General features: G+C 51.0%; 15 protein-coding genes and 1 pseudogene. 4 read left to right on the forward strand and 12 right to left on the reverse strand.

All coding sequences use genetic code 11. The features are described 5' to 3' along the window. Positions 1-9: 9 nt before the first annotated feature. On the reverse strand, positions 10-1311 hold the full coding sequence (locus GKO28_RS03765) for a GGDEF domain-containing protein (protein ID WP_182075409.1): 1302 nt from the start codon (positions 1309-1311) through the stop codon (positions 10-12). Positions 1312-1466: 155 nt separating this feature from the next. Between GKO28_RS03765 and recQ the strand changes: the two genes are divergently transcribed. Both recQ and GKO28_RS03775 read left to right on the forward strand, forming a co-directional pair. Continuing rightward, positions 1467-3257, forward strand: coding sequence for a DNA helicase RecQ (recQ, locus tag GKO28_RS03770; protein WP_182075410.1), 1791 nt, complete (start codon positions 1467-1469; stop codon positions 3255-3257). 162 nt (positions 3258-3419) lie between these two features. Continuing rightward, a complete protein-coding gene (locus tag GKO28_RS03775; RefSeq protein ID WP_182075411.1) occupies positions 3420-3893 on the forward strand; it encodes a universal stress protein in 474 nt (157 codons plus the stop codon). Between the two features lie 139 nt (positions 3894-4032). Here GKO28_RS03775 and GKO28_RS03780 read toward each other — a convergent pair whose 3' ends face one another. From GKO28_RS03780 to GKO28_RS03800, 5 genes are all read right to left on the reverse strand, one after another. After that, positions 4033-4947, reverse strand: coding sequence for a phosphotransferase (locus tag GKO28_RS03780; RefSeq protein WP_182075412.1), 915 nt, complete (start codon positions 4945-4947; stop codon positions 4033-4035). An 89-nt stretch (positions 4948-5036) separates the two neighbouring features. Further along, the gene (locus tag GKO28_RS03785) at positions 5037-5588 is read right to left on the reverse strand and encodes an FtsX-like permease family protein (RefSeq protein ID WP_182075413.1); all 552 of its coding nucleotides are present in this window, start codon (positions 5586-5588) and stop codon (positions 5037-5039) included. Further along, the gene (locus GKO28_RS03790) at positions 5542-5772 is read right to left on the reverse strand and encodes a hypothetical protein (protein WP_182075414.1); all 231 of its coding nucleotides are present in this window, start codon (positions 5770-5772) and stop codon (positions 5542-5544) included. Before GKO28_RS03790 ends, GKO28_RS03785 begins: the two co-directional genes overlap by 47 nt. A 93-nt stretch (positions 5773-5865) precedes the next feature. After that, positions 5866-7557, reverse strand: coding sequence for an ABC transporter permease (locus tag GKO28_RS03795; protein WP_182075415.1), 1692 nt, complete (start codon positions 7555-7557; stop codon positions 5866-5868). Positions 7558-7565: 8 nt separating this feature from the next. Then, a complete protein-coding gene (locus tag GKO28_RS03800; protein ID WP_182075416.1) occupies positions 7566-8282 on the reverse strand; it encodes an ABC transporter ATP-binding protein in 717 nt (238 codons plus the stop codon). A gap of 109 nt (positions 8283-8391) precedes the next feature. On the opposite strand from GKO28_RS03800, the gene GKO28_RS03805 reads away from it, so the two are divergent. After that, positions 8392-8988 carry an arylesterase gene (locus GKO28_RS03805; RefSeq protein WP_247646339.1) on the forward strand — a complete coding sequence of 199 codons (597 nt, stop codon included), beginning with the start codon at positions 8392-8394 and terminating at the stop codon, positions 8986-8988. A gap of 60 nt (positions 8989-9048) precedes the next feature. Here the strand turns inward: GKO28_RS03805 and GKO28_RS03810 are convergent, their stop codons facing one another. The 6 genes and pseudogenes from GKO28_RS03810 to GKO28_RS03835 all read right to left on the reverse strand — a co-directional run bounded on the left by GKO28_RS03810 (position 9049) and on the right by GKO28_RS03835 (position 11741). Beyond that, positions 9049-9633 (reverse strand): BON domain-containing protein, encoded by a 585-nt coding sequence (locus GKO28_RS03810; protein ID WP_182075417.1) that lies wholly within the window; start codon positions 9631-9633, stop codon positions 9049-9051. After that, entirely contained in the window at positions 9633-10223 is a 591-nt protein-coding gene (locus GKO28_RS03815) for a phosphoheptose isomerase (protein ID WP_173532127.1), read from the reverse strand. Before GKO28_RS03815 ends, GKO28_RS03810 begins: the two co-directional genes overlap by 1 nt. A 69-nt stretch (positions 10224-10292) precedes the next feature. Continuing rightward, positions 10293-10631 (reverse strand): YraN family protein, encoded by a 339-nt coding sequence (locus GKO28_RS03820; protein WP_182075418.1) that lies wholly within the window; start codon positions 10629-10631, stop codon positions 10293-10295. A 28-nt stretch (positions 10632-10659) separates the two neighbouring features. Continuing rightward, positions 10660-11010, reverse strand: a complete 351-nt coding sequence (locus GKO28_RS21045; protein ID WP_307838945.1) for a penicillin-binding protein activator — start codon at positions 11008-11010, stop codon at positions 10660-10662. A 124-nt stretch (positions 11011-11134) separates the two neighbouring features. Further along, positions 11135-11488 (reverse strand): annotated as a pseudogene (locus tag GKO28_RS21050) (penicillin-binding protein activator); the annotation flags it as partial. Further along, the gene (locus GKO28_RS03835; RefSeq protein ID WP_182077536.1) at positions 11442-11741 is read right to left on the reverse strand and encodes a hypothetical protein; all 300 of its coding nucleotides are present in this window, start codon (positions 11739-11741) and stop codon (positions 11442-11444) included. The pseudogene GKO28_RS21050 and the gene GKO28_RS03835, both read right to left, overlap by 47 nt. Between GKO28_RS03835 and rsmI the strand changes: the two genes are divergently transcribed. Next, positions 11715-12605, forward strand: a complete 891-nt coding sequence (gene rsmI, locus GKO28_RS03840; RefSeq protein ID WP_173532130.1) for a 16S rRNA (cytidine(1402)-2'-O)-methyltransferase — start codon at positions 11715-11717, stop codon at positions 12603-12605. The two genes, GKO28_RS03835 and rsmI, sit on opposite strands and share 27 nt — an antisense overlap. The last annotated feature ends 22 nt before the right edge of the window (positions 12606-12627 follow it).

The raw sequence follows: 12627 nt of genomic DNA on the forward strand, positions 1-12627 counted from the left end.
CAAGCTATCTCACCCCACTTCAACACGATTGCGCCCTGCTGCTTTTGCTCGATATAAAGCCGCATCCGCACGCTCAATCAAAGCGCTAAATGCTTCGCCCTCATTGCGCGTTGCGACACCGCAAGAGCACGTCAGTTGAATACCATTGGGCCACGCCACTTGCGCAATACTCTGCCTTAATTTATCCGCCAACCGCGCAGCCGCATCGAGTGGTGTACGTGGGCAAACGATTAAAAATTCTTCGCCACCCCAGCGCACCAATGCGTCGCTTTGCCGAATTTCTTGACGCAGCACTTGCGTAAATTGCTGCAATACGGCGTCACCCATCGCATGGCCAAAATCATCATTGATGCGTTTAAAGAAATCTAAATCAGCAAATAACAAGCTCATTCCCGCTTCATTTGGGCTGTCGCCCTGCCATTGCTGCAATAGAAAATCGCGCAAGCCTTCGCGATTGAGTGCGCCTGTCAGCGAATCAAAACGAACTTGATAACTCAAGGTTTCAGCTTGGATTGCTAATGCACGATTAATGTTTTTTAATTCAGTCATTTGCAAACGTTTGGCATGAATTTGCTGACGATAAATCACCAACTCCAAAAACAACCATGCCATGCCAAACACCAGCCAAACGATCACAATACCGGCCAATAGCTGGGTTAAATTAAGCCATTTACCGCGAAACTCAATCGCCTTAATCGCAATTTTATACTCCCCAGTCACCACGGCATTGGGGGTAATAATCTCCAGATGCGAAACATTGTTTAATTTCATATCGCTATGCACAAAAGGGATCTTTTGATCCACCAACCACCATGACGCCACGCGGAAATAGCGCAATGGAATGGTTAATTGCCCATTTTCCGGCACATCGACTTCAACCTCATTCACCTTGAGCGACAATGGCTCGCTTAAAGTAGAAAATTCAGGTTCGTAATTACGTAAATAAATCCTGATTTTTCGGCCTTTGGGCGAGCTCAGCCCTAAATCAAGATGCATTTCATCCAGCCCAGATAAATCTATGCCATCTGGCGCAATCGCAATCCGCACGCTGGCCTCACAAAACGGCCAAGCATAGGCTTGAGCATCAAGCGCACAAGAGAGCAGCATTGCGTCGCCCTGCCGTGTCACGCTGGACACCGTTTTACCGCCTAGCGGACGGTCATCAATCGGAAAAAAAATCCCCGCATCGTTCTCGGCATCAAAGCGAATAACGCGCGTCATCCCCCAATGTTGCCACATGAGCAACACCACGCTCAGCAACATTAAAGCCACCATAATGCGGCGTAAAAGACGGACTAGTCGTTGCGGCATATTACCTCCTCGAAGTCTTTTGGACTTTTTATAAGCGATTTGCTTTATAAGCATTTCCTAATAATGTAAATCTTACGCAACTCAGCCAAAGCAGCCCAGCACTCAGGGGGTAAAAACCATCTATTACGAGAGAAAAGAGTACAATTCACGCCCATATGCCTAATACTCCGCTGCACATTCTTGAACACACCTTTGGTTATCACGCTTTTCGTGGCCAACAGGGTGAAGTCGTCGACCATATTTGCGCCGGGGGTGATGCGCTCGTCCTCATGCCCACGGGGGGCGGTAAATCGCTGTGCTATCAAATCCCCGCCTTAGTACGAGACGGTTGCGCGGTGGTGGTCTCGCCGCTGATTGCGCTGATGCAAGACCAAGTCGATGCGCTCAAAGAATTGGGCGTGGCGGCGGCTTTTTTAAATTCAACACTGGATGCCAATGCGGCACGTGAAGTTGAGCGCGCTTTTGTCGCAGGGGAACTCAAGCTGCTGTATGTTGCGCCGGAGCGACTCACGACGATTCGCTTTCAATCCTTGCTGCGCCAAGCGCATATCGCCCTATTTGCGATTGATGAGGCGCATTGCGTTTCGCAGTGGGGCCATGATTTCCGCCCCGAATATCTGGCCTTATCGGTGTTGGCTGATGATTTTCCGCAAGTGCCACGCATTGCACTCACCGCCACGGCCGATCATGCCACGCGAACCGAGATGGTCATGCGCCTACGCCTTGAAGGTGCGGCGCAATATATTTCCAGCTTTGATCGCCCCAATTTGCGCTATGCCATTGTCGAGAAAAAAACCGCCCGCGATCAATTGCTGACTTTTTTGCGTCGGGAACACGAGCGAGATTCTGGCATTGTGTATTGTCTATCGCGCAAAAAAGTCGAAGACACTGCCGCTTGGCTTCGAGAAAAAGAAATCCGCGCGCTGCCGTATCACGCTGGGCTCGACGCCAGTGTACGCGCCAAAAATCAACAAACATTTCTGCGCGAAGAAGGTGTGGTGATGGTGGCCACCATCGCCTTTGGCATGGGAATTAATAAGCCTGATGTGCGCTTTGTCGCGCATTTGGATATGCCCAAAAGCATAGAAAACTACTACCAAGAAACTGGCCGCGCTGGCCGCGATGGTTTGCCCGCCAATACTTGGCTGGCGTATGGCTTAAACGACGTCATTTTGCTAGCGCAAATGATCGAGCAAGGCGGTAGCAGCGATGAGCAAAAACACATCGAGCGCCGCAAACTCGACGCTATGCTTGGCCTCGTTGAATCCACTGACTGCCGGCGGCAAACCTTGCTGGCCTATTTTGGCGAAACCATTACCCCGTGCGGTAATTGCGATAATTGTTTAAATCCACCTAAATTAGTCGAAATGAGCGCCGCGGCGCAAAAAGCCTTGTCTTGCGTGTATCGCACTGGCAATCGCTTTGGCGTTGCCCATTTGGTCGACGTGTTACGCGGAAAAACCACGCCCAAGGTCAAAGAATTTTTGCACGATAAACTCAGCACCTTTGGCATTGGCAAAGACGTTGACGAATCGAGCTGGCGCGCCGTGTTTCGCCAACTGATCGTGCGCGGCGCATTACAACTGGCGCCCGAAGGTCACGGCGGTTTGCAGCTGACTGATCTAGCCCGACCGTATTTAAAAGGCGAAACCGCGCTGTATTTACGTGCGCGCACCGAGAAATTTAATTACACCGACAAAGACAGCGACTTTGCCAATCCGCAAGAATTGGCGCTCTGGCAAGCATTGCGCCGACTCAGAAAACAACTCGCCGACGATCAAGACGTGCCAGCCTATGTGGTGTTTGGTGACGCTACGCTCAAAGAAATGATTCGACTGCATCCACGCGATCATTACGAGCTATCGCGTATTTCTGGCGTTGGTGATCGCAAACTCGACAAATATGGCGATGAATTTTTGGCGGTCTTAAACGCACCTTATCCATAAGTTCACGCCGTGGTTTTATCGCTGATGGTCGGCATTCTCTGTACAATGAATCGCATCTAGTAAGTACTAACGCAGTTGATTTGCTGCATCTGTTTTCTGGCAACTCAAAACGACAATGCTAGCCCTTTTTGCTGGCCCACTGAGCATTTTTTGGAGCGCGATATGTATCAAAAAATTGTGGTTCCCATTGACAATAGCGACACCGCTGCCGCCGCATTTGAACATGCTTTAGCCTTGGCCCAACTGGCAAAAAGCGAACTAATTTTGCTGCATGTGAGCGATATTTCGCGCGCCACCATCGCCAGCAGCGTGATGCCCGGCCTTGATCTGCCGAGCTATGACGAGCAACGCGAGCGCGTTGAAGGCGAAATTCAAGCCATGCTCGATCGCCTCAGTCAGCAAGCGCAAAGCCAAGGCGTTGCGTGTAGCAATCGCCTGATTGAGCAACGCGGCGGCAATGCCGCTGATGCGCTACTTAAAGCGGCGGCGCTGGTGCATGCCGATCTGATTGTGATGGGCACGCATGGCTACTCGGGATTTATGAATTTAATCTTTGGCAGCATGGCCGAAAGCTTATTACACCGCACCACGATTCCGGTTTTATTGGTGCGTTTAAATGAAGATGATGACGAATAAATCGCAATAATTACAATCGATTATTCAGGACTGTTGACGTTTGTTTTCTGGGTAATTTAAAACGATTTTTCGATTTGAAATAAGCATAAAAAAAGGCCGGTTCATCGTGAACCGGCCTTTTTTATTGCAATCCACTCGCTCAAACTAAATGCGGAATTTGGGTCATCAAAACGTCGAGTTTATCCACTTTGCGCCATAGCCATTCTTCATCATCCCAATGCGTTGCTGCGGCATGTTTGATGTCGTCAAATAAACTAAAATACGCCAGTCGGGTGCGTAAGCCCGCATCTTGTGGTGATTTGGCGAGATAGGTTGGCAATAATTTAAAATCCGGCCGCACATCCGACAAGTGAAATAAATCCAATTCTTTATGCGCAAAGCGCGCATGACACGGATCGATTACGCCGCATAAACGCTGGGTTTCCGGATCCACTAAAAAATTAGCCGCATGACAATCATCGTGAATCAACGTGGGTAAACCGATCACGGCCGGCGGTAAGGCATCAAATTGCTCCGCCAGCGCAATCAGCCTTTCGCGCAAATGCACGCCCAAACGCTGCGCCGCCCAATTGCTTTTCAACCACTGAATCCGCTGCTGCAAAAAGGCTTGATAGCTGCTGGCAAAATCAGCGTACTGACAGCCATCCAGTCCACTAAAACCTGTCGGCCGAGTGACTGAATGCCAGCTGAGTAATAAATCGGTGCATTCATCAGCAAAGCGATCAATCATCACCGGCGATTCAAGCGCATGACTGGCTGGAATCCCAGAAACATAGGTCATAATCAGTGCTTCACCGATATCACCAGGGGTATGCAGCGCAATCACCTCTGGGATCTTGATCCCATGGCTATACTGCCGCAAAAAATCCAAGCCTGCGGCTTCTAGCTGCGCTTGCCCCGGCAGACGGTAATACTTCAATACGGACCGTACTGACCCTACGGTGACCATATACACATCGGCATAAAAGCCGGTGACTTTTTCAACCTGATGCGGTGTGCCACCCAGATAAGTTTGGCACAGCCGAACCACGGGCCCTTGATCCAAAATCAGCATTGCCCCACCTCATTTCAATACCCTATTTCATCACAGCATGCACCACTCAAACTTGCACGGTTTTGCTTTGGCGCAAACAATGCAGCGGTTTAATCTTTAAGTAACATCATCGGTGTGGTTTGCGCAAAAATACGCAAGCGTCGCCACACGGTTAATGCTGCCAAAAGCATGCCCAGTAGTAAGGTATATAACGGCAATAACAGATTAAGCGCCATCGGGATATTCAGTAGTTGCGTGGCCAAACTCCAACCCAGCACACTGGCGCATACGCCCGCAATCAAGCCGGCCACGGCGCCGAGCAATAGACTTTCCACCCACCACACGGCGGCGAGCCGCTTTGACGTTGCCCCTAAAGCACGCATAATCGCCGCTTCGCGCCGTCGTTCGCTCTCTGTGGTATCTAAGGCGGCGATCAACACGGTTAAGCCCGCCAGCACGCATAAAATTAGCACCAAACGCAGCACTGAACTGGCTAAGGTAATGACTCTTTGCACTTCATTAAGCACCTGCCCCACATCAATGACGGTGATATTGGGCATGGCGCGCACCCAGCTAGCGATCCATTGCGTTTGATTGGGCGGTAAATAAAAACTGCTAATCCAACTGCCGGTCTGCGCTTGCAGTAAGCTGGCACTGCCCATGACAAAAAAAATTCACTTGGAATGATTCCCAAGCCACCTGACGTAAATTAGCCACAGGCGCACTAATGGGTATACCACCGACATCAAAGGTGAGCATATCGCCGACGGCAATACCTAAGGTTTTTGCTAAACCTTCCTCAACTGACCACGCCGGAATATTGGCTTGTAACGGCTGACCGGCCACAATTTTGCCCTGTGTTCGCGCACCGAGCTTGGCGCCACGCTTAGATTAAATTCACGCTCGGCCAAACGCTGCGCGCGCGCTTCGCTATAACGCTCAGGCTCGACCGCTTGCTGATTGATTGAGCGCCAGCCAACGCCCACGGATCATCGGCAATAAAGTCGGCGCAGCTAAACCTTGCTCGGTAAATTGCTGGGCCACGGCGCTGGCTTGTTCAGGCTGAATATTGATTGCAAAATGGTTTGGCGCATTGGCTGGAATTTGCCGCTGCCAAGCGCTTAATAAATCACTTTGCACTACGGTTAATAGCGCAATACCCATCAAGCCCAACGATAAAGCCCCCAACTGGGCGGCAACCAACACACGTTGGCGCTGCAATTGGCGCAAAGCAATTTTCACCGTTGCGCCTGGCAATATCCGCTGTAAGCCACGTAGCAATAACAGCCCTAACCCCCCCGCCAAAGCCAGCGCCACGACCACGCCTACCCCGACCATGAGCGCCAGCTGAATGTCATTGGCAATCCAATACAGTAAGCCAAGCATCAATCCAGCCGTCACCAGCCATTGCAGACCAACACGGGTACTGGGCTCAATCTCGCGGCGCAATACGCGTAGCGGCGGCGTTTGCGCCAGCGCCATTAACATTGGCCCTGCGCAACCGAGCAATAACACCACGCCCAACACACTCGCCAATAGCCACGGCAAACTACTGCCTGCGGGCAAAGGCGCGGGTAAACTCGACTTTAATGCAGCCACTAAAGCCGTTTGCGCCAACCAGCCCAATACGCCACCCAGCAGCGCGGCCATCGCTGCGACTAAAGCCAATTGCGCCAATAAAATCTGCTGCACTTGGCGACGCGTTGCGCCAAAGGTGCGCAGCAACGCCACCATATCGTAATGGCGTAGTGCAAAGCGGCGCGCCGCCAAAATCATCGCCACCGCCGCCAAACAAGCCGCCAATAAGGCGGCTAATTTTAAAAATCGACTGGCTCGATCTAAGGCGTCTTTCAGCTCGGGCCGGGCATCGCTGACGCTTTCTAGCTTTTGCCCGCGCTCTAATTGAGGTGCGGCTTGCAAACGCCACTCAGCCAGCGCCAAAGCATCACCAGCCAGCATTAAGCGGTATTTCACCCGACTACCAAAACCCAATAAACCACTGGCCGCTAAATCGGCGTCATTCATCATCAAGCGCGGTTGTAAACTCGAGAAATCAAATGCCGCATCCGGCTCTTGCCCCAAGATACCGACCACCCGTAACTGCAGCAAACCCACATCCAATATGGCGCCGACTTCAATACCCAGCATGGATTGTAGACGTTGATCAATCAGCGCCTGCCCAAGCTGCGGCGCAGTAGTACGCGTGCCATCTTGTAAACGCAAATCGCCACGTAAAGGATATAAGTCACTGACAGCCTTCACCGAGGCCAAAATCAGCGCTGCCGGTTCTGTTTCAGCTGAAATTGACGAGGCGACTGCATGTTGGTCACCGCTGACAAGCGGCGCGCCGTCCTGCTGATGAACGCCGACCATAGAAGGAAAGGTAGCGGTCTTAGCCACACGCAAACCCTGAACTTGCGCGGCATTACTCAGTGGCGCGGCAATCTCATGATCTGAGCGCAACACCAAATCAGCACCCAAAGTCTCGTTCGCTTGCCCCAGCAATAAATGCTGCACCCGCTCAGTGATTGATCCCACACTGCTTAAAGCGGCGATGGCGATGGTGAGCGCCAATAGCAAAGTACGAAACTCGCCGGCGGCTAAACTGCGGCGAAATAAAATCCAATTCATCGACCACTTCATGCTGCTAAACCTTCGGCTGTGACCACTCGGCCAGCGGCTAGACGCAGCTGAGATTGGCAGCGCGCGGCCAATGTTTCATCATGCGTCACCAGCACCAGCGTGGTGCCCGCTTCGCGATTGAGCGTAAACAATAAATCGGCAATCACCAGCCCCGTGGCCGAATCCAAACTGCCGGTGGGCTCATCGGCAAATAAAATCGCGGGCCCTGGGGCAAAAGCCCGCGCCAGCGCCAGCGCCACACGCTGCTGCTCGCCACCTGAGAGTTGCCGTGGCGTATGCTGCATGCGCTCGCTTAAACCGACTTTAGTCAGCCATTGCTCGGCAAGCAAACGCGCATCCGCCCGATCACTGAGCTCGAGCGGCAACATGACATTTTCTAAAGCGGTTAAATCCGGCAAGAGCTGAAAAGACTGAAACACAAACCCCGCTGTTTTAGCGCGTAATAAGGCCCGACCATCTTCACTCAAGCCACTTAAAGCATTGCCTGCCAAGTAGATTTCCCCTGAACTGGCCACATCTAAACCCGCCAGCAAGCCCAATAAAGTCGATTTGCCAGAGCCTGAACTACCGACAATGGCTAAACTAGCGCCATGAGCGACACTCAAGCTTAAATCGTGCAGAATAGTCAGCTTCGATTTGCCACTGGCAACGGTTTTAGTCAATTGCTGTACTTGCAAGATCGCCGATGTATCAACAGGCAAAGGAATCGTCATGAATCTAGTAATCCGTTTGAAATGGTTAATCAGTAAAGCCTGCGCCATGCTCACAAAGCGCAGTGCCAAATCTTGCAAGGCCAAGCCATACTGCTGGCTAGTTGCTGCCTTGCTCATCGCCAGCTCAGGGGTTTATGCCGCCAAGACGCCAACTATTTTGGTCTTTGGTGATAGTCTGTCTGCCGGATATGGTCTAAAAGCCGAACAAGCTTGGCCACGGTTGCTGCAAACCGAATTACAGCGGCGCGGTAAAAGCGTGCAGATTATCAACGCCAGTGTATCAGGAGAAACCACGGCTGGTGGGCTAACGCGCTTTGCTGCGATCCAAAATCAATACCCTGCGCAATTACTGATTTTGGCGCTTGGCGCGAACGATGGTTTACGCGGTCTACCCACGCAAACCATGCAAAATAATCTAGCAAAAATCATTCGCAGCGCACAAAGCAAGGGCACTGCGGTGCATTTGGTGGGCATGCAAATTCCACCGAATTTTGGTCCACAATACACCAGCGCGTTTGCGGCGAGTTATCAAAAACTCGCTAAAGAGTTTCAGCTGAGTTTCACGCCTTTTTTATTAGCGCCGATAATTAACAATAATGCGCTATTTCAAGCCGATCAATTACACCCTACCGCGCCTGCGCAAAAGCTCATTATGCAAGGGGTGCTGCAAGATTTACTTAAGCAACAAGCGGCTTTATTTAAATAATTCAAACAAAAACAGCGCTCATTTGAGCGCTGTTGATTTAAGCAAAAACCATCCATCAATTTATGGCGTTGTGCCTAAGCTAGGCTCGATTAATTTCACCACCTGCGCCACCCCTGAAACCGAAGCGGCAATATTGGCGATTTGGTTGGCAATTTGCGGTGATGCCAAGCCCAGTAAATAAACCACTTTGCGTTCTGTGACAATTTGCACATGTACGCTCGCACCATCAGGCACTTGCAACATCACAGCACTTTTTACCCTAGCGGTGAGCTGGCTATCATTTAAGCGATCCATCGCACTCGATGGTGGCGCAACCACGGTTTCGTTATAGACTTTACGCGTTTTAGGAAAGCTTTTAGCGATCGTCGTGGCTTCTTGCTGCGCCGCGGCACTTGGCAACTCCCCAACGAGCAATACCGCACCATTAAAGGTGTCGACATTCACATGCGCGAGCTCTTTCCAGCGATCAATGATTTTGGCACTGATATTGGCTGATAAATCGGCATCGTCTTTAATCATCACCGTTTTACGCGGGTCTGAACCAATCCAAGCGCCAACTGCAATCCCACCAACAACGACCAAAGGCACACATGCTGACAAACCTAAACTAGCAACCAAAATCGCGGCCGTGATGCGCCTTTTCATTAATCGCCCCCTAAGAGCATAAAGTCAACGGCATCACATAAAGCGTGAATCGCCGTGATATGGACTTCTTGAATCCGCGCAGTGCGTGGGTGAGGCACACATAAATGCACATCATCACCAGTCAATAAATCAGCAATCTGCCCACCATCGCGGCCGGTAAAGGCCAAAACCACCATATTGCGATCATGCGCGGCATGAATCGCCGAGATCACATTGGCTGAATTACCCGAAGTCGAAATCGCCAGCAAAATATCACCAGCGCGGCCAAGCGCATGCACTTGCTTAGAAAAAACCAAATCAAAATCATAGTCATTGGCAATGGCCGTCAGCGCCGATGAATCGGTCGTCAAAGCAATCGCCGGCAAACCAGGACGCTCACGCTCAAAACGGCCGACCATTTCGGCAGCAAAATGCTGAGCGTCCGCAGCGGATCCGCCATTGCCACAAGCCAAAATTTTGCCGTCGGCAATCAATGATTGCACGATTTTCTCGGCAGCAATCGCAATCGCTGGCGACAAAGCGCCCATTGATAATTGTTTGGCTTCGATACTTTCTACAAAGTGTTGCTGCACACGCTGGATCAAATCCATGAGGTTTCCTTTTTTAAACGTGCCACTCAAGGGCTCACGTGTTATCACGTGGTTGGGGACAATATGGGGCTAATCCGCTTGGATACAATCTTTTAGCCATTGCAAGTGTTCGTTATCAATGCAAATGGCGTCAAAACGACAGACTGGCAAAGATGCCATCGACTGTAAATAGCATTGTGCCGCTCGCAGTAATTTGCCTTGCTTGGCTGAATTAATACTGCCAGCCGCACCGCCAAAACGGGAATTACGTCGCGAACGAACCTCAATAAACACCAAAGTTCGCCCGTCTTGCATAATTAAATCAATCTCTCCGAGTTTACACGACCAATTGCGTGCAATCAGCCGTAAACCCTGCTGCTGTAAATACTCAAGCGCGGCTTGTTCAGCCGCTTGCCCGAGAGAATTCATTGTTTTTCTAGCGTCATCGTACGCAACATCATGTCGCGCACCACCACGCGATCGGGGCCATCATCGTGAGCTGGCCTGTCACCCCATCGATATTGAATGTGGGCTGCGTATCTTTGGCTAAAACACTGGCAATACGCCAAGCATCAACGCCAAAAGCAAATAAACGTTCTAAATCATACGCATTGGAGCGAGTGCGGTTATATAGATCATAGCCTTCGCGCTGCGGCATACCCAACCAGGGCATATCGACATAACGTATTCCAATCAAGTCTACCAGCGCAGTACGTCCTAGGCGACCCGAATCCACTTGGCTGGTGGCATAGATCGCCATATCGTTGCCCAGATAGGGGCGAATATATCGCGCCGACTTGCCATCCATCGCCAAAAAAAATCACATCCGCACCCAGCTGCGAAATTTGCTCACGCAGCAGCGCCGCATCATGACGCGCATCCACCACGGTAATCACCTGCACCTCATTGCCAGTGACTTTTTTCCATTCTTGGCTAAAGCCTTGCGCCATTCTTTGACTTAAGGCGTCCCCCACTTGCAATACCACCGGCCGCATTAATTGATTTTTTTGAATCAACAGCGCCACTTGCGCCGCTTCAGTCTCAACCGACAAGCTAAAGCTATATAAATTGGGCTGCTGCAAAGTCGTTTCATCAAAGCTATTGAGCGCCAAGACCGGAATGGTCAGCAAAGTGCTATCAGACAAATAATTAATTGCCGATTTGGTTAAAGGACCAATCACCGCTTGCGCACCATCTTGTTGGGCCTGTAAATAAGCCAAAATGACGTTTTCTTCTTTCTCATCCGTTGGATAAGCACGCACCAAAGGAATTTTCTGCGCCGCCATGCACCCGCTCAGCAGCCAGCACGCCCGCACGAATTGTATCGCTGACCGACTTAAATGCTTTGGCTTTGCTAGGCAAAATCAGCGCAATAAAGCCTGATGACTGCACCGGCTCCACCGTCAAATCCGTTGCTTGTGCGTGGATGGTAGTGGTCGTAAAGGCCAGCGCCCCGTATAGTATGAGCCCTAAGATCGCAGTATCGCGAAACCACGACACAGCCGCCTTTAAATGGGCAAGGAGAAATTTGGCGTGCATAACCCTGATATCCATGTCAGTAAGTCTTCATTATATGTGGTTGCCACCCCAATCGGAAACTGGGGTGATATGACAGCCCGGGCCATCGCGGTTTTAAACGCTGCCGATGTGATTGCAGCCGAAGATACCCGAGTCACGGGTCAACTACTGAAACAATATGGCATTACTACGCCGATGATTTCGGTGCGTGAACACAATGAGCGGGCCATGGCCGAAAAACTCATTGCGCGCTTGGCTGCCGGTGAAATCGTAGCGCAAGTTTCTGATGCAGGTACGCCAGCGGTATCTGACCCTGGCGCGGTATTGGCCGCCAGTGTGCATGCAGCAGGCTTTAAAGTCATCCCTATTCCTGGTGCATCGGCCTTAACCACCGCCCTATCGGCCAGTGGTTTTAGCTGTGCGCACAGTTTGTTTTATGGCTTTTTACCACCCAAAACCAAACAACGCTGTGATGAATTAACACGGCTGAAAGATTCACCGTATATCACCGTATTTTATGAAGCCCCGCATCGCATCGCCGAATGTGTCGCCGATATGAGCAGCATCTTCGGTGCTGAGCGCGAGGCTGTATTATGTCGTGAATTAACCAAAACGTTTGAAACAATTCGTCGCGGGCCACTCGCCGAACTCGCCGAGTGGATCAAAAACGATCCCAATCAGCAAAAAGGCGAATCGGTTGTGGTGGTGAATGCAGCGCCGCCAGCCGAAAAAGACGAAGCGGCAGCACATGACCAAGTTTTGGTGCCATTGGTTGCCGAATTACCGGTAAAACAAGCCGTTGCCCTGGCACAAGCCATTACTGGCGCGCCAAGAAATGCGCTCTATGAACGCGCTTTAGCACTAAAAAAAGCCGAACAAGAATAAAAACTCACTAAAACACTTGCCA

The organism is Deefgea sp. CFH1-16 (assembly GCF_016881365.1).
GTDB lineage: Bacteria > Pseudomonadota > Gammaproteobacteria > Burkholderiales > Chitinibacteraceae > Deefgea.